At 70.8% G+C, this 16,320-nt stretch carries 14 protein-coding genes and 1 pseudogene; 4 read left to right on the top strand and 11 right to left on the bottom strand.

What is annotated here, in order from left to right; genetic code table 11:
• Positions 1-353 precede the first annotated feature (353 nt).
• A complete protein-coding gene (locus AC2YHJ_RS27025) occupies positions 354-1,319 on the top strand; it encodes a Bug family tripartite tricarboxylate transporter substrate binding protein (protein ID WP_487399292.1) in 966 nt (321 codons plus the stop codon).
• Between the two features lie 39 nt (positions 1,320-1,358).
• On the opposite strand, the pseudogene AC2YHJ_RS27020 reads toward AC2YHJ_RS27025, so the two are convergent.
• The 4 genes and pseudogenes from AC2YHJ_RS27020 to galU all read right to left on the bottom strand — a co-directional run.
• A pseudogene (locus AC2YHJ_RS27020) lies at positions 1,359-1,691 on the bottom strand (DUF4087 domain-containing protein); the annotation flags it as partial.
• A 10-nt stretch (positions 1,692-1,701) separates the two neighbouring features.
• Positions 1,702-2,169 carry a CAP domain-containing protein gene (locus AC2YHJ_RS27015; RefSeq protein WP_487399291.1) on the bottom strand — a complete coding sequence of 156 codons (468 nt, stop codon included), beginning with the start codon at positions 2,167-2,169 and terminating at the stop codon, positions 1,702-1,704.
• Between the two features lie 100 nt (positions 2,170-2,269).
• Positions 2,270-3,187 carry a polysaccharide deacetylase family protein gene (locus AC2YHJ_RS27010; protein ID WP_487399290.1) on the bottom strand — a complete coding sequence of 306 codons (918 nt, stop codon included), beginning with the start codon at positions 3,185-3,187 and terminating at the stop codon, positions 2,270-2,272.
• On the bottom strand, positions 3,180-4,052 hold the full coding sequence (gene galU / locus AC2YHJ_RS27005) for a UTP--glucose-1-phosphate uridylyltransferase GalU (protein ID WP_487399289.1): 873 nt from the start codon (positions 4,050-4,052) through the stop codon (positions 3,180-3,182). The genes AC2YHJ_RS27010 and galU overlap by 8 nt, the downstream gene beginning before the upstream one ends.
• Before the next feature lie 149 nt (positions 4,053-4,201).
• Here galU and AC2YHJ_RS27000 point away from each other — a divergent pair, with 149 nt between their 5' ends.
• Positions 4,202-5,413 (top strand): MFS transporter, encoded by a 1,212-nt coding sequence (locus AC2YHJ_RS27000; protein WP_487399288.1) that lies wholly within the window; start codon positions 4,202-4,204, stop codon positions 5,411-5,413.
• Positions 5,414-5,421: 8 nt separating this feature from the next.
• Here the strand turns inward: AC2YHJ_RS27000 and AC2YHJ_RS26995 are convergent, their stop codons facing one another.
• A complete protein-coding gene (locus tag AC2YHJ_RS26995; protein ID WP_487399287.1) occupies positions 5,422-5,880 on the bottom strand; it encodes a hypothetical protein in 459 nt (152 codons plus the stop codon).
• A gap of 173 nt (positions 5,881-6,053) precedes the next feature.
• On the opposite strand from AC2YHJ_RS26995, the gene AC2YHJ_RS26990 reads away from it, so the two are divergent.
• Together AC2YHJ_RS26990 and AC2YHJ_RS26985 are read left to right on the top strand one after the other, a co-directional pair.
• Positions 6,054-7,652 (top strand): peptide chain release factor 3, encoded by a 1,599-nt coding sequence (locus AC2YHJ_RS26990; protein WP_487399293.1) that lies wholly within the window; start codon positions 6,054-6,056, stop codon positions 7,650-7,652.
• Between the two features lie 59 nt (positions 7,653-7,711).
• Complete coding sequence (locus AC2YHJ_RS26985; protein WP_487399286.1) at positions 7,712-9,316, top strand: GMC family oxidoreductase; 1,605 nt, start codon at positions 7,712-7,714, stop codon at positions 9,314-9,316.
• 45 nt (positions 9,317-9,361) lie between these two features.
• On the opposite strand, the gene AC2YHJ_RS26980 is transcribed toward AC2YHJ_RS26985, so the two are convergent.
• From AC2YHJ_RS26980 to AC2YHJ_RS26955, 6 genes are all read right to left on the bottom strand, one after another.
• The gene (locus AC2YHJ_RS26980; protein WP_487399285.1) at positions 9,362-10,315 is read right to left on the bottom strand and encodes a LysR substrate-binding domain-containing protein; all 954 of its coding nucleotides are present in this window, start codon (positions 10,313-10,315) and stop codon (positions 9,362-9,364) included.
• Between the two features lie 209 nt (positions 10,316-10,524).
• On the bottom strand, positions 10,525-11,907 hold the full coding sequence (locus AC2YHJ_RS26975; protein WP_487399284.1) for a serine/threonine protein kinase: 1,383 nt from the start codon (positions 11,905-11,907) through the stop codon (positions 10,525-10,527).
• An 8-nt stretch (positions 11,908-11,915) separates the two neighbouring features.
• The gene (locus tag AC2YHJ_RS26970; RefSeq protein WP_487399283.1) at positions 11,916-12,659 is read right to left on the bottom strand and encodes a metallophosphoesterase family protein; all 744 of its coding nucleotides are present in this window, start codon (positions 12,657-12,659) and stop codon (positions 11,916-11,918) included.
• 6 nt (positions 12,660-12,665) lie between these two features.
• Positions 12,666-14,528 (bottom strand): polysaccharide biosynthesis/export family protein, encoded by a 1,863-nt coding sequence (locus tag AC2YHJ_RS26965; protein ID WP_487399282.1) that lies wholly within the window; start codon positions 14,526-14,528, stop codon positions 12,666-12,668.
• Positions 14,518-15,711 (bottom strand): KpsE/RkpR family capsule polysaccharide export protein, encoded by a 1,194-nt coding sequence (locus AC2YHJ_RS26960; RefSeq protein WP_487399281.1) that lies wholly within the window; start codon positions 15,709-15,711, stop codon positions 14,518-14,520. The genes AC2YHJ_RS26965 and AC2YHJ_RS26960 overlap by 11 nt, the downstream gene beginning before the upstream one ends.
• Complete coding sequence (locus AC2YHJ_RS26955; protein WP_487399280.1) at positions 15,680-16,318, bottom strand: ABC transporter ATP-binding protein; 639 nt, start codon at positions 16,316-16,318, stop codon at positions 15,680-15,682. The genes AC2YHJ_RS26960 and AC2YHJ_RS26955 overlap by 32 nt, the downstream gene beginning before the upstream one ends.
• Between the last annotated feature and the right edge of the window lie 2 nt (positions 16,319-16,320).

Below are 16,320 nucleotides of genomic sequence, written 5' to 3'. Positions count from 1 at the left end.
CAGCTGCTTCTCCGGTTTTGGGGGGTTGGGGGGGGGGGGGAAGAGAAAGCGGTACTTCCGGGCGCCAGGCCTCGCGACCGGCGGCCCAACGCACGGCGGCGCGCAACACGGCGCGCATCGAACAGGGTAGCCGTTCCACCCCGCCGGTCAGCGCGGCCCGCGGTAGCCTGCCGCCGCCGGTGCGCCGCCCGTCCGGCACGGCTTCGGCCAGCCGCTGACCCGCACTGCCGCGCCGGTGCGCGGCATGTGACTTGCTCATTCCAGGCGGAGCGGTGCCGGCTGCCACCCTTGCCCGGCGATTGCCCGGAGCACGGTCAGACGGGACCGCGCTCTGCCGCCGGAAAGGGCAATCCATGCTGCGTCGCCGCTTCCTCCTCGCCGTCCCCGCGGTGCTCGCTGCGCCCTCCGCGCTGCATGCCCAAGGCGCCTGGCCGAACAAGCCTGTGCGCATCATCAATCCCTATGCGCCGGGCGGCACCTCGGACATCGTCATGCGCTACCTCGCCGCGGGCATGGAACGCGCCTTCGGCCAACCTTTCATCGTCGAGAACCGGCCTGGCGCCGGCGGCGCGGTCGGCACCGCGCAGGTCGCCGCCGCGGCGCCGGATGGCTACACGCTGCTGGTCACCAACACCGGCCCGCTCGCCGTCTCGGTCAGCATGACGCCGCCGCCGGCCTACAACCTGGAACGGTCCTTCGCCTACGTCACCATGTTCGGCGGCGCGCCGATCCTGTGCGCGGTGAAGGGCGACGGGCCGATCCGCAGCATGGCGGACTACAAGGCGGCCGCGGCGGCGCGGCGCGACGCGGTGTCCTTCGGCTCATCCGGCGTCGGTTCGGTCGGGCACCTCGCTGGCATGCTCTGGGCGCAGGAGGCCGGCGTGGAGCTGCTGCATGTCCCGTTCCGCGGCGCGGCGGATGCCGAGCAATCGATCCTTGGCAACAACACGACGTCGTTGTGGAACACCGTCGGCGCCCATACCGGCGGGTTGCAGGGCGGCAGCATCCGTGGCCTTGCCGTGACCAGCGAGACGCGGCTGTCTTCCGTGGCGAACGTGCCCTCGATCGTCGAAACAGGGTTCCCGGGCTCGGTCGCCTCGAACTGGTTCCTGCTGGCGGGGCCGGCGGGGCTGTCGACCGAGATCGTCGGGCGGCTACGGATGCACCTTTCCGCCGCCATGGCGGAACCCGTCGCGCGCGAGCGCTGGGCCGCGATCGGCATGGTGGCGCTTGGCGATCCCTCGCCCGCCGAAATCAGCACCTTCGTGGCGCGCGAGGCGGCGCGATGGGCGCCGGTGGTCCGGGCGTCCGGGGCATAGGAAGGGCGCCGCGCGTGAGGGTGTCGGCAACGCGCGGTCGGCCTCGCAACGGGCGATGGTCAACTGGCTGGACGCGAGGACGCGCGTGACGACGCGCGTCGCCGGGTTCGCCTGGACCGTCAGGCAGGCGCAGCCATGTCCGTAGTTCCCCTGCGGGCGGGCCCAATCCTGCCCAGTCATGCCGGTGATCTCGCGCATGCCCGGCGGCATCGGCTGGCCCTGGGTTCTGCGGCCAGCCGCAACGGCGCTCCTGCGCCATCGCCGGTGCGGCTGCCGATGCCAGGATGAGAAATGCCGCGAAACCCTGGACCATTGCCGCCTCCGCCGTGCCTGTCGAGCGCGGAAGCCTACGGGCGGGATCCCCGGCGCCAACCGAAGCGCTTCATCGGCTCGCGGCAGGCGTCGCCAGCACAAGCGTCCAGAACAGCCGCGGCACGTTGCCCATCATCACGCCCGGCCCACCGGCATAGCCGACGCCTGCCTGCGTCACATCATCGGCGAGCAGGTTGGCGCGGTGGCCCGGGCTGGTGATCCAGCCCTCCACGACCTGCCGCACATCCATGTAGCCGGCGCCGACATTCTCCCGGTACGACCGCCAGCGGTAGCCGGTGCGGTTGATACGGGCGCCCGGGTCGCTGCCGTCGCTGCCGGTATGGCTCATCCGGCCCCATTGCAGCATGTCGATGGAATGCATCGTGGCCGCCTGCGACAGCCGCGGGTCGAGCCGCAAGGCCGGCCGGCGCTGGCTGGCGCGGAAGGCGTTCACCTCCCGCAGCACCGCGTCCTGAAGCCGCGGGTCGGTTGCCGCGGCCGGCTGCGCGATCGCGGCAAGCCCCAGCCCGCCGGCCATCGCCAGTGCCCGCCTGCCGAATCGAAACTGCTGGTCCCCCATGGCGGTGACGAAGCCGCGAGCGCCGATCCGCGGCAAAGCACGATTTCGGGACCGCGCCTCAGCCGAAACGGTCGATCCAGTGCTGCGCGATATCCTTCCGCCGCGCCACCCAGACGGCATCGCCGGCCCTGGCGACGTGTTCCAGGATCTGCTCCAGCCCGCCGATGCGCGCCGGCCGGCCGATCGTGCGCAGATGCAGCCCGATCGACATCATCCGCCCGCCCTCCTTCATCAGCCGGTCGAAGGCGGCAATGCAATAGCGGGAGAAATCCTCAGCGAAGACGAAGCCCTGTCCGGGCCGGAAGCGCATGTCGTTGGTGTCGAAGGCATAGGGCAGGATGACGTGGGGGCGCCCGCCCACGCCCGGCACCAGCCGCGGCAGGTCGTCGTCATAGGCGTCGGAATCGTAGAGGAAGCCGCCTTCCTCCAGCAGCAACCGCCGCGTGTTCACCGACGGCGCCGATTTGGTGTGCCAGCCCACCGGCCGTGTGCCGGCGGCGTCCGCCAGCGTCGCGACGGCCCTGGCGATGACGGCGCGTTCCTGCGCCTCATCCATATTGGCGTGCATCTCCCAGCGCCAGCCATGGGCGCTGACCTCATGGCCGAGCGCCGCCGGCGCCGAGGCCAGCGCGGGTGTCATCGCCACCGCGCGGCCGCAGGAATTGAACGTCGCCTTCATTCCGAAGGCCTCGAAGGCATCCAGCACACGCCAGATCCCCACGCGCGAGCCATAGGCGAAATGCGTCTCCATGCAGGGATCGGGCGCCCCCTGCACGAGTTGTCCGGTCTCCGGCCCGCTCTCGTTGCGCTCATCGCCGCTGGCGATGGACAGTTCCGCCCCTTCCTCGACATTGACGACGAAGGACACGGCGATGCGCGCCCCGCCGGGCCAGGCTGCATCCGGCGGGTTGCGGCCATAACCGGCAAGATCTCGCCCGGCCGGGGGCATCCCGCCCGGAAGCGCGCCCTCAGCCATAGGCCTTGAGGATCGCCTGCATGGCGGGGGCGAGGTCCGGTCGCTTCAGCGCGAAGGCAACCTGCGCTTCGAGATAGCCGGCCTTGTCGCCGCAATCGAAGCGCTTGCCCTCGTAGCGCAGGCCGTGAAAGGGCTGCACGCCGATCAGCTTCGCCATGGAATCGGTAAGCTGAACCTCGCCGCCCGCACCCTTCTCCAGCTTGGACAGGAAGCCCATCACCTCGGGCATCAGCACGTAGCGGCCGATGATCGTCAGGTTGGACGGCGCCTTGTCGATCGGCGGCTTCTCGACCAGGCCCTTCACCGAGACGAGCCGACCCTTGTCTTCCGCCACGTCAAGCACGCCATAGCGGTTGACGCGTTCCATCGGCACTTCCTCGATGGCGACGACGTTGCCCTCGGTCTCCTTGTAGGCGGCGGCGAGCTGCGCGGTGCAGGACACGTCGCACATCATCAGGTCGTCCGGCAGCAGGATGGCGAAGGGATCGTCGCCGACGAAGGCGCGCGCGCACCAGATGGCGTGGCCAAGGCCCATCGGCACCTGCTGGCGCACCGTCACGATCGAACCCGGCGTCATCGCCTGGGACCGCAGCAGTTCCAGCTCCGCCGCCTTGTTGCGCTCGGTCAGCGTGCGTTCGAGTTCGAAGGCGACGTCGAAGTGCTCGACGATGGCGGTCTTGCCGCGGCCGGTGATGAAGCAGAACTGCTCGATGCCCGCGGCGCGGGCTTCGTCCACCGCGTATTGGATCAGCGGCTTGTCGACGACGGGCAGCATCTCCTTCGCCAGCGCCTTGGTGGCGGGCAGGAAGCGGGTGCCGAGGCCGGCGACGGGCAGCACGGCCTTCTTCAGTGGCTTCAGTGGCACGGCAAGCGAATCCTCGATTCCAGACCTGGTCTTCCTAGCAAAACACGCGGCTGGGACGCGAATAAGGCGTGCCATGCCGGCGCAACGGGCGGAAGGCGGGCGGGCCGCATGGCGTGGCACGCAGGCGGCATCCGAACGGAGCGCCTCGCATGATCCCGATTACCCCTCTCAATCGCCTGTCGCTCGCCGCCTTCGGGCTGCATGGCGCGGACCAACTGGCCATGGCGGCGCTGCCGCTGACGGCGGTGCTGGTGCTCGGCGCCGGGCCCGGGCTGGTTGGCGCGCTGCTGGCCGCCCAGGCGGCGGCCTGGCTGGCCTTCTCGCTGCCGGCGGGCCTCCTGGTGGACCGATTCGCGCGGGTTGCCCTGCTGTGTGCCGCCGCCATCGCGGCCGCCACCGGGGCGGCACTCGCCCTGCCGGCGGCGCTCGGCGGTTGGGCGCCGCTGCTCGGTGTCGCGACCTTCATCGCCGCCTGCGGCACGGTGCTGTTCGTGCTCACCGCCGGCAGCCTGGTGCCGGTCTTCGCGCCGCGGGAGGCCCTGGCGGCGGCGAATGCGCGGTTGGAACTGGCCCGCGCGGTGGCGAGCCTCGCCGCGCCGCCGCTGGCCGGGCTGCTGGCGGCACGCGGTGCGCCAGTTGCGGCCTATGGCCTGGCGGTGCTGGGTGCCCTGCTGGCCTTCGGCGTGGCGTGGCACCTGCCGCGGGCGGCCGCGCCTGTCGCCCCGGCGCGACCGCCGATCCGCGCGCAACTGGCCGAGGGCGCCCGTTTCGTGCTGCGCCAGCCCCTGCTGCGCGGCATCTTCGGCTGCGCCCTGGCGTGGAACTTCGCGTTCTTCGCCCTGCTGGCGGCCATCGTGCCCTTCGCACTGGGGCCGCTCGGCCTGGATCCGGCGCGGCTCGGCCTGGCACAGGCGGGCTACGGGGCAGGGATGATCGCGGGTGCGGCGCTGGCGGCCTGGGTGCAGCGGCGCTTCGGGCCGAATGCCGTGCTGGTTGCCGGGCCGGGGCTTTCGGTCGCGACCCCCGTGCTGCTGCTGACTGCCCCAGCCGGCGGCGTGCTGCTGCCCTTCGCGGCTCTGTTCATGGTCGGCTTCGGGCCGATGATGTGGCTGATCTGCCAGACCGGCATCCGGCAGATCGTCACCCCGCCGGCGATGCTCGGGCGCGTGGGCGCGGTGCTGCAGGTGGCGATCTATGGCGTGCGACCGCTCGGCGCGCTGGCGGGCGGCGCGCTGGCGGCGGGGCAGGGGCCGGCCGCCGGCATCTGGCTGGCCGGGGCGGGCTTCGCCGCTTCGGTCCTGGTCGTGCTGGTGTCGGATCTGGTCCGGCTGCGGCGACTGCCCGCCGCAGCGCCGGCCTAAGGACGACCCTACTTCTGGGGGCGCGCGCCGCGTCCGCGGCCCGGCCCGTCCGAGGGGTCGGAATCGGTCAGGCCGGAGGGCGGACGACCCCGCCCACGGCCCGGCCCGTCATTGGGGTCGGAATCGGTGACGCCGGAGGGCGGCCGGCCCCGCCCGCGGCCGGGACCGTCATTCGGATCGGAATCCGTGACGCCCGAGGACGGGCGCCCGCGCCCACGGCCCGGTCCGTCATTGGGATCGGAATCGGTGACGCCGGAGGGCGCCCGGCCGCGGCCACGTCCGGGACCGTCATTCGGGTCGGAATCGGTCGCCCCGCTGCGGCCACGGCCCGGCGCGTCGTTCGGGTCGTTGTCGCTGCGGCCGGACTGGGCCAGCGCCGGCGTTGCGACGGTCGCGGCCCCCGCGACCGGGGCGTTCAGCATCAGGAGGCGGCGGCTGAGCCCCTTGCCCGGCTTGTCGTCGCTCATCGGATACTCTCCCCCTGGCTGGCTCGCGGCTGGCTTGAATCGGCGATTGTAACGCGCCCGACTTTGCGAGCCGGCGTGGCCGCGAACAAGCCGCCATCCGATTGCATTCCCGTCATGATCGCTTCGGGCTGGCGAAGCCGGCCCGGCGCCACTAGGTTCCGCCCACCATGGACATGCCGATCTCCGCGGATAGCCGCGTGGCCACCGAGGCCGCGCGGCGCCGTTCCTTCGCCATCATCGCCCACCCCGACGCCGGCAAGACGACGCTGACGGAGAAACTCCTGCTGAAGGGCGGGGCCATCCAGCTCGCCGGCCAGGTGCGCGCCAAGGGCAATGCGCGCCGCACCCGGTCCGACTGGATGAAGATCGAGCAGGAGCGCGGCATCTCCGTCGCCACCTCCGTCATGACCTTCGAGAAGGATGGGACGGTCTTCAACCTGCTCGACACGCCGGGCCACGAGGACTTCTCGGAAGACACCTACCGCACGCTGACCGCCGTGGACGCGGCGGTGATGGTGCTCGACGCCGCCAAGGGCATCGAGAGCCAGACCCGCAAGCTGTTCGAGGTGTGCCGCCTGCGCGACATTCCGATCATCACCTTCGTCAACAAGATGGACCGCGAGGGGCGCGACCCCTTCGACCTGCTCGATGAGATCGAGAAGACGCTCGCCCTGGAAGCCACGCCCGTGGCCTGGCCGGTGGGGCAGGGGTCCGATCTGCGCGGGGTCTACGACATCCTGCACCCCTCGCTGCGCATGGTGGACAGCGAGGAGGTCATCCCGCTGACCGGCCTCGATGACCCGACCATCGAGGCGCGCGTGCCCGGCGACCGCGCGGCGACGTTGCGCGAGCAGGCGGCACTCGCCGCTGGCGCCTGCGCGGAATTCGACCTCGACAAGTTCCTCGAAGGCTCGCTGACGCCGGTCTATTTCGGATCCGCGCTGCGCGACTTCGGCGTGGCGCATCTGCTGGAAGGGCTGGCCCGCTTCGCCCCGCCGCCGCGCCCGCGAGCCTCCGACGTCCGTCCGGTGCGGCCGGAGGAGCCGAAGCTGTCCGGCTTCGTCTTCAAGATCCAGGCGAACATGGACCCGCAGCATCGCGACCGCGTCGCCTTCCTGCGCATCTGCTCCGGCAGGCTCGAGAAGGGCATGCGGCTGAAGCAGGTCCGCACCGGCAAGCAGGTGCCGGTCAATGCGCCGCTGTTCTTCTTCGCCAAGGACCGCCAGGTCGCCGAGGAAGCCTGGCCCGGCGACGTGGTCGGCATCGCGACCCATGGCGGCATCCGGATCGGCGACACGCTGACCGAGGCCGAGGCGATCAACTTCCAGGGCGTGCCGTCCTTCGCGCCGGAACATCTGCGCCGCGTGCGGCTGGACGATCCGATGCTGGCGAAGAAGTTGCGCAAGGCGCTCGACGAACTCGCCGATGAGGGCGTGGTGCAACTGTTCCGTCCGCTCGACGGCTCGCAACCGATCGTCGGCGTGGTCGGATTGCTGCAGCTCGACGTGTTGCAGTCGCGCCTGCGGGCGGAGTACTCCGTCCCGGCCTCCTTCGAGGCGGCGCCCTGGACCATGATGCGCTGGATGGCGAGCGAGGATCGCGGCGCGATCGAACGCTTCGCCGCGTCCAACCGCATGGACATGGCCGAGGACCACGACGCCGAGCAGGTTGCCTTCTTCACCTCCGACTGGCGTCGCAAGCGGGCGGAGGAGGAGTATCCGATGATCCGCTTCCTGCCGGTGCGGGAACAGCACGGGCTGGCCCCCGCCTAGCATCTCGCCACCGCCGCGATTGGGCGCGAGACTGCGCCCGACTACGCGGGGGGAAGCGGATGCAGGGCTACGACTACATCGTCATCGGCGCCGGTTCGGCCGGCGCGGTGGTGGCGAACCGGCTGTCCGCGGACCCGCGCCATTCCGTTCTTCTGCTTGAGGCCGGGCCTGCCGGCCATCCCTGGGCCCGCATCCCCGTCGGCTACGCGAAGATGCTGACCAACCCGGCGGTGAACTGGCTCTACAGCTCCGAACCCGAGCCCGGGACCCATGGCCGGCGCATCCCCGTGCCGCGCGGGCGGATGCTCGGCGGGTCGAGCGCGATCAACGGCCTCGCCTTCGTGCGCGGCCAGGCGCAGGACTTCGACACCTGGGCGCAGATGGGCAATCCGGGCTGGAGCCATGCGGACGTCCTGCCCTTCTTCAAGCGCATGGAACGCTACGAGGGCGGCGGCGACGACGCCTTCCGCGGCCGCGACGGCCCGCTACGCGTCACCGATCCGCCGCCGCGCGAACCGCTGCTGGCGGCGCTGATCAAGGCGGCGGGGGAGGTCGGGATTCCGCACAACCCCGACTACAACGGTGCCAGGCAGGATGGCATCGCCATGAGCCAGGCGACCATCGCCTCCCGCCGCCGCATGAGCACGGCGCATTGCTACCTGGATCCGGTCCGCCGCCGCCCGAACCTCAGGATCGAGACCGGCGCGCTGGCCGAGGCGCTGCTGTTCGAGGGGATGCGCTGCAGCGGCCTGCGCTACACGGTCGGTGGTGACCGGCGCGAGGCCCGCGTCGGGCGCGAGGTGATCGTTTGCGGTGGTTCGGTCAACTCGCCGCAACTGCTGGAATTGTCGGGCATCGGCCAGCCCGACCGGCTCCGCGACCTCGGCATCGCAGTGGTTCATGCGTTGCCGGGCGTGGGGGAGAACCTGCGCGACCACTACGCGCCGCGCACGCGCTGGGCGGTCGGCGCCCGTGGCTGGACCTTCAACGACAAGGGGCGCGGCCTCGGCCTGGTCGGCCAGGCCCTGCGCTACGCCCTGTTCGGGCAGGGCATGCTGGGCATGGTGGCGGCGCCGCTGCGCGCCTTCGTCCGCTCGCGGGAGGGGCTGGAGGCGCCGGATCTGTTGCTCGGCTGGGTGCCGATGCTGACCGAACCCGGCCCGAAGGGACCGCGGATCGCGCGGCAATCCGGCATGACCTGCTACGCGCATCCGATGCGGCCGGAGAGCCGCGGCCACATCCACATCACCTCTGCCGACCCGCGCCGGGCGCCGGCGATCACCTTCAACTTCCTCTCCTCGCCGGTCGATGCGGAACTGACGGTGCGTGCAGTCCGTATCGCGCGGTCCATCATGACCGCCCCGTCCCTGGCTCCGTTGCAGATCAGCGAGGTCGCGCCCGGCACGGAGCGGCAATCCGACGACGAGATCATCGATTGGGCGCGGCGCGCGGGTGAGACCACCTACCACCCCGTCGGCACATGCCGGATGGGCCAGGATGCAGCGGCGGTGGTGGATGCGCGGCTGCGGGTGCATGGCATCGTGGGGCTGCGCGTGGCGGATGCCTCGATCATGCCGACCCTGACATCGGGCAACACCAACGCCCCTTCGATCATGATCGGCGAGAAGGCGGCCGCCATGGTGCTGGAGGATGCGGCGGCCTGACACCCGGGCGCGCTCCGCGCACCGGATCGCGCGATTGCGCTGCGCCTATTTCGGCGAGGAGGCCTCCGTCAGCAGCCCGGCCTCCACGGCGGCGGCCTGCATTTCCCGGTGCACCAGCGCGCGCAGCCACGCGTGCCCCGCGTCGCGTCGCCGCCCTTCGTGCCAGACCAGCCAGATCGGGATGCGGATCGTCGGGCCGGGGACGCCGGAGACGATCATGTAGAATTCCTTCTCCGCGATATGCGCCATCGTCTTCGGCATCACGCCGAGATAGTCGGTGCGCGACACCACGAAGGGCACCTCGAGGTACTCGCTGACGGTCAGCCGGCTTTCCACCATCAATTCCCACAGCTTGCCGGACAGCGCCCGCGGGCGCCGCTCGAAGGCGCGGCGGTGGCAGCGCACGAATTCCTCCCGCGCGAGATCCTTCCAGCCCATGCGCGGCGTCGCGCGCGGATGTCCGCCGCGCGCGACGATCACCAGGCTGTCGTCGAACAGCTTGCGATTGACGAAGCGGTCATCCTCCGCGGCGATCCAATCCACCGCGAGGTCCAGCTGCCCTTCGCGCATCAGCACCGGCGCATCGTCGGCCAGGGTGCGCGTGTCGAAGCGCAGCCGGACGTGGGGCGCGGCGGCCAGGGCCGCATCGCGGATGCGTAGCGCGAATTCCGGGCCGAGCGGGTGGGGGATCGCGATCTCGAAGCGCCGCGTGCTGGTCGCCGGATCGAAGCCGCGTGCTTCCTCGACGGACCGGCGCAGGGAATCGAGCGCGGTATGGATCTCGGGGAAGATGCGGTTGGCGACGGGCGTGGGCGTCATGCCGGCCGGCCCGCGCAGGAACAATTCGTCCCGGCAGGCCTCCCGCAGCCGGCCGAGCGCATGGCTCGTGGCCGACTGGCTGAGCCCGAGCCGCGCCCCCGCGCGCGAGACCGAGCGCGTCTCGTACAGCGCCTCGAACACCAGGAGGAGGTTCAGGTCCATCCCGCGCAACGACGTCATCGGATCTCCTTCGCGCGGTCCCCGGCACCGCAGCATGCGCGGTCTCGAATAGGGGCATGCAGTCCATTCGATCGGGCCGGACGGGCGCTGCCGCTACTGATCCGCTTCCTTACGTAACCGTTCTGGGACCAAACCACCGTGTTCTTCAAGACCAGGATGCGCCGTCCGGTGCTCCGGGCCTTGCGATCCTGGGCTGAGATCCCGTCCGTTCACCTGGCGCCACGGCTGACGCGCACGACGGTCACGTTGCAGGGCGCCTCGGCCGCGACCTTGCCGGACACGCTGCCGAGCAGCCGGCGCGACAGCGAGCCCGCCCTCGCGCCCAGCACGAGATGGTCCACCCGGTTGGCCCGCGCGTAGTCGAGGATGGCGTCCCCGACATCGGCGGCCTCGAGGACGTGGAAGGTCACCCGTCCCTCGGCGAGGCCGATCGGCCGCGCCCAGTGCCGCAACTCCACCAGGCGCTGCACATGCCGGTTGCGCCCCTGTTCGTCGAGCACGGTGTCCATCGACAGCAGCGCGGTCTTCAGCACGTTCAGGCAGGCGACCCGCGCCCCCGGCCGGTTCAGGAGCATACGCACCACCTGTTCGCGCAGCGCGCCTTCCAGCCCTTCATCGGTCAGGGAGAAATCGATCGCCACGGCGACGATCGGCGCGGAGCGCACCTGCCGCGCCGTCGCGAAGGCGCGCGGCTCGGCCGTGTCGGGCCGCAGCCGCCGGCGCAGCACCGTCAGGAATCCGTCGCGGCGCATCTTCGTCGCCCGTTCGGTCATCGCGACCTGGCCGGGGTGGCGCAGGTCGAAGGCGAGCTGCGCGGCGGTCGGGTAGCGCCGGTCCGGCCTGACCTCGAGGCAACGCAGGATCACCTCCTGCAACCACGGCGGGATGGAGGACCGGCGGCGGCGCGGCGGCACCGGGTCCCGCCACAGCCGGCGCTTCACCCCGCGCAGATGCTGTGGCTCCCCGAAGGGAAGGTCTCCGGTGGCGTATTGGTACAGCACCGCGCCGAGGGAGAAGATGTCGCTGCGCGGGTCGTTGCGGATGCCCAGCGCCTGCTCCGGAGCCATGTAGGGCACCGTGCCATAGGGCAGGCGAAATTCCTCGGCCATCAGGTCGGGCATCTGTTCGTGGTGGGCGAGGCCGTAGTCGACCATCACCGCTTCCCCGGTCGCGCGGAACAGGATGTTGGCGGGCTTCACGTCCAGGTGGACGACGTGCTGGTGGTGCAGGTCGTCCAACGCATCGGCGATCGCCGCGCCGATCGGGGCGAGTTCCTCGGCCGGCATCGGCGCTTCGCGCAGCCGGGCGCCGAGCGTGCTGCCCGCGATGCGCTCCATGACGATGTAGGGCTGCGCCTCGAAACCGCCCATCGCGATGAAGCGCGGCACATGCGGCCCGCGCAGCCGCGGCATGATCATCTGCTCCATCTCGAAGGAGACGATGGCCGCGGGGTCCTCGCCTTCGCGCAGGCGCGGCACCTTCATCAGCATGGGCAGGTCATCCTCCGACCGCGTGACGCGGTAGAGTACGGCCATGCCGCCCTCATGCAGGGTTTCCGCCACGGTGAAGCCGTCGATCGAGCGGGCCGGCATCGGCCGGGCTACCGCCCGAAGAACAGGCGCTCGGCAAGCCCGGCGGGCAGGCCGGCGGCGCGGATCTTCTCCGCGGCGGTCGCGACGTCGTAGGGCACGCGCAGCCAGGTGGCCTGCAGCGGGACGGTATCGATCATCAGGTAGCAGGCCGAGGGATCGCCGTCCCGCGGCTGGCCGACGGCACCCAGCACGGCCAGCCAGGACCGCCCGCGCCCGAGCGGGATCGGCGCGCAGGCGACGGGGCGGAAGCCGGTCAGCTTGCCGGTGTCGCCGAGGCTGTAGAGCGCGGGCTTGTGGACATGGCCGCAGAAGGTGGTGTGGGCGTCGGTTGCCTCCATGCTGCGCCGCGCGGCTTCCGCGTCGGTCACGTAGCGCCAGCGCGACGGTGCTGAGGCCTCGGCATGGACATAAAGCCGGCCCTCCTCCTCGACCGTCAGCGGCAGGCCGCCGAGGAAGGCCCGATGGGCAGCGCTGAGCCGGCTGCGCGTCCACAGGATCGCCGCCGCGGCCATGTCGTTCATGCCGCTGGGGCCGTCCCGGATGGCCGCCTCGTCATGGTTGCCGAGCAGCGCGACGGCCCCGCGCGAGACTTCCTCCATGGCGAGGTCGAGCACGGCGGCCGGGTCGGCGCCATAGCCGACGAGGTCGCCGAGCAGCACGATGCGTTCCGCGCCCCGCGCCCTGGCATTGTCGAGGCAGGCGCGGAATGCCTCGAGATTGCCGTGGACGTCGGAAAGGACGGCGATCCGCATCGCGCGCTAGTTGTTGATGAAGACGCGCGCGGCGAGCGCGACCTGGAACAGCGCGGTGACCAGGTCACGTCCGAACAGCCAGATCTTCGGGTCGAGATAGGGCAGCGCCACCAGCTCGTCCCCCGGACGTGGGTCCTGCGACGGGTTGAGGACCGCCTGGCCGGAGGGCCGGCGGATCATCAGCGTGCTGCGCGCCCCGCGCGGCGTCAGTCCGCCCGCGGCCTCGAGGAACTGGTCGATCGTCATGCCCGGCCGCCAGATCACCGCCTGAGGGAAGGTAACCTCGCCCTGGACCAGCACCGTGCTAGACATTTCCGGCACCACGATGATGTCGCCGTTCTCGAGCCGCAGCGGCAGGCAGGAACCGTCGGCGCCCATCGCGACGATGCGCCCTTCCGGCTGCACCCGGCGTGCACGGGAGATGTACTGGGTGATCAGGTTGGCTTCCTGGGTGCGCGCCTCGGCCACCGAGGTAGTTGGCGCGGGGGCCAGGAAGAGCTGGCGTTCCAGCCGGTCGAGCGCCTCGTCGATGGTACGCTTCTGCTGCAGCGCGAGCGAGGGCCGCAGCAGGAACACGCCCTGCGTATTGGCGAGGCCCGGTTCGACCGCGATGTGGTCGAGCATCTGGCAGAAGGTGATGTCGCGATCGGCCACCAGCACCGAGGGGTAGAGCCGGCTGCCTTCGACGGTCACGCGGATGGTGCGCGCTGCGACGTCGGCGACGAAGGTGACGGTGTCCTGGTCCTGCAGCGTCTGCTGCGCGAGTTCCGCCAGCGGCATGTAGCGCGTGAAGGGCTGGGAGGAACGCACGCCGCGCACCACCGCATTGGTCGCTGCCGGCAGCGGCCGCGCCAGTTCGATCAGTTCCCGCCCGGTCAGCGAGGCGCGGCTCGTGCTCTCGAACAGGTAGTTGTTCCGCACCGCGCCATCGGCGCCGATCATCGCCCGTTGCCGGCCCACCACGATGGTGTCCCCTTCCTGCAGGCGAAGCACGGGCAGGTTGCCCTGCAGCAGGAAGCGATAGAGGTCCACGGTCACGACGTTCCGGCCGCCGCGATTGACGGCGATCTCGCGGAAGGACCCGCGACCGGGATCGACGCCGCCGGCCCGCACCAGGAAGTCGAGGATGCTGTCCGAGGCCGTGCCGGCGTAGCGCCCCGGTGAACGCACGAAGCCGGTGACGAAGACGCCGAGGCGCTGCGTGGACAGCACCGTCGCATAGACCTGCACCTGGGAGGTGTAGACCTTGCGGATCTCGCCCTCGACCACGGCCTGGAGGTCGCCCACGCGCACCCCGGCGACGCGCACCGGGCCGATATTGGGCAGGAACAGGTTTCCGGCCGGGTCGATCACGCCAACCAGTTCCGAATCGACGGCGCCCCAGGCGCGGACCGAGACGCGATCCCCCGGCGCCAGCACATAGTTCGGGTTCGGTGCATCGGAGGAGGATTGCGCGCCCCCGGTGAAGAGCGAGGCGCCGAACACCGCGGTCGCCGGGCCTGCAATGCGCGCCTGGTCACCCAGCGGGGCCACGAGGGACGGCCCGCCCTCGGCTTGCGTAGGGCTGCCCATCCGTTCCGTCCCGCGGGCCTGGCCGGGAATGTCGGCAAGGCTGCGCTGGTCGAACACCGGCGGCGGCTGGGCCGCGGGCGCACCGGATGGCGTCGTCACCGGGCTCTGCGGCGTGCCCGACTGGCTTTGCGTCAGCAGCGGGAAGCCGGGCAATTGGCCGGGCACGCCGGGGACCATGCCCTGCGCCGGCACGCCGCGCTGGCCGAGGCTCTGCGCCGCGGCGGCGTTGTCCGGAATGCCGGCGGTAACGAGGGACAGGACCAGCAGCGCAACGGCGCGCAGCACGTCAGACCGCATGTTCACGCATGCCCGCGACAAGAAGCCAACCGATGCCGAAGGCCACCGAGAGGCCAAGGAAGATGCTGCCCACACTGATCAGTTTCCGCGGATAGAGAGGATAGACGGCAAGGTTCGGCTCGACGACGCGCGAGAGGTACATCTGCTGGCGCTGGGCTTCGATCCGCGCCGTCTCGAGGCTGGCGGTCGCGGAAGCGAGCTGGCGGTCGGCGAATTCGCGCTCCAGCATCAGCCGCTCGAAGGCGGCGAGCTGCTGGGACAGCGCGCCGTCGCCCTGGGTGCGGCGCGCTCGTTCGGCGGTGATCTGGCGCTCCAGCGCCTCGATGCGGTTGCGCATGTTCTGCAGGGCAACGTTGTCGGGGCGCATGAAGGCCTCGCGTTCGCGCAGTTCGGCGCGTGCGCTGGTCAGCGCCCCTTCAAGCTGGCCCATGGTCTGCATGGCGGCCTGGACGGCGCCGGCGCTGTCGAGTTCCTGCTGCTGCTCGCGGAACCGCGTCAGCGCATCGCGGCTGGCGAGGACGCGGCGCTCGGCGATGCCGACCTCGTTGCGCGCGATGCGCAGCGCATCCTCGCGCGCACGCTCGGACAGGCTGTTGATCAGTTGTTCCGACAGCGCCAGCAGGGTGTCGGCGATCGCCTTGGAATCCGTGGGCGTGAAACTGCGCACGCGCAGGGTGACGACACCCGTCGCGCTGTCGAAAGCCACGCTGACCATGCTGTTGTAGTATTTGGTCAGCCGCTCCGGATCGTCGTTCCACAGCCGGGCGATGAGGTCGGCGTCCTCCCGCCCCCAGATCCGCGCCAGGTCGAGCCGTTCCTGGGTGCGCATTACCGCGTCGTGGGAGGTGAGGAAGTCGCGCACGCTGTATGCCTCGCCCGCGGCGGAGCCGCCGGCGCCACCGACTGCCGCCGAGAGCATGCCGCTCAGCGAGATCTGCGGCGCATCGGCGCGGGAGCGGACGACGAAGCGCGCCTCGCTGACATACTGGTTGCTCGCATAGCCGTAGAAATAGGCGATCGCGAGCAGCGTCGGCGCCAGCACCCACCAGGTGAAGGGGTGGTGCAGGAAGCGTTTCAGCCGCGACTTGGGCTTCGGCGGCGGGATCGGTGCCGCCTCGCTCCATGTCGGCTCGACCTCCGGGGCGGGTGCCTCAAAGGCTGTTGTATGTGGCGAGAGCTTCATCGAGGTCTTCGTAGAAGGTGAGGGTGCCCTGATCCAGCACCGCCGCGCGGGTGCAGAGCTGGCGGACGAGGGATGGCTGGTGCGTGACGATGATCAGCCCGGCATGCTGGATGCGCGCTGCGAAGGCACGGCCGAACTTGGTGTCGCCGACGGCCAGCGCCTCATCGACCAGGAAGCAGTCGAAATCGACCGCGAGCGAGATGGCAAGGCCGAGCCGCGAGCGCATGCCGGAGGAGTAGGTGTTCACCGGCATATGGAGGTATTCGCCGAGTTCGGCGAAGGTCTCGACGTAGTCGACCGTCGCCTGCACGGGGCGGTCATAGATCCGGGCGATGAAGCGCGTGTTGTCCGCCCCCGACAGCGCCGACTGGAATCCCGCCGCCATGCCGATCGGCCAGGAGACCGACATGCTGGAGCGGATTGCGCCGCGTGTCGGTGCCTCCACCCGGCCAAGGATGCGCACCAGGGTCGACTTGCCGGTGCCGTTCCGGCCCAGCACGCCGACCCTCTCCCCTTTGCGGAACACCGCGTTGATGCCGCGCAGCACATGCTTGCGCCCGACATTCATCGGATAGGATTTGTGGACGTCGATGAGCTCGAGTGCCATCG

It is taken from the genome of Roseomonas sp. SRI_022 (assembly GCF_057586215.1).
This window is presented reverse-complemented; position numbering and strand designations above follow the sequence as displayed.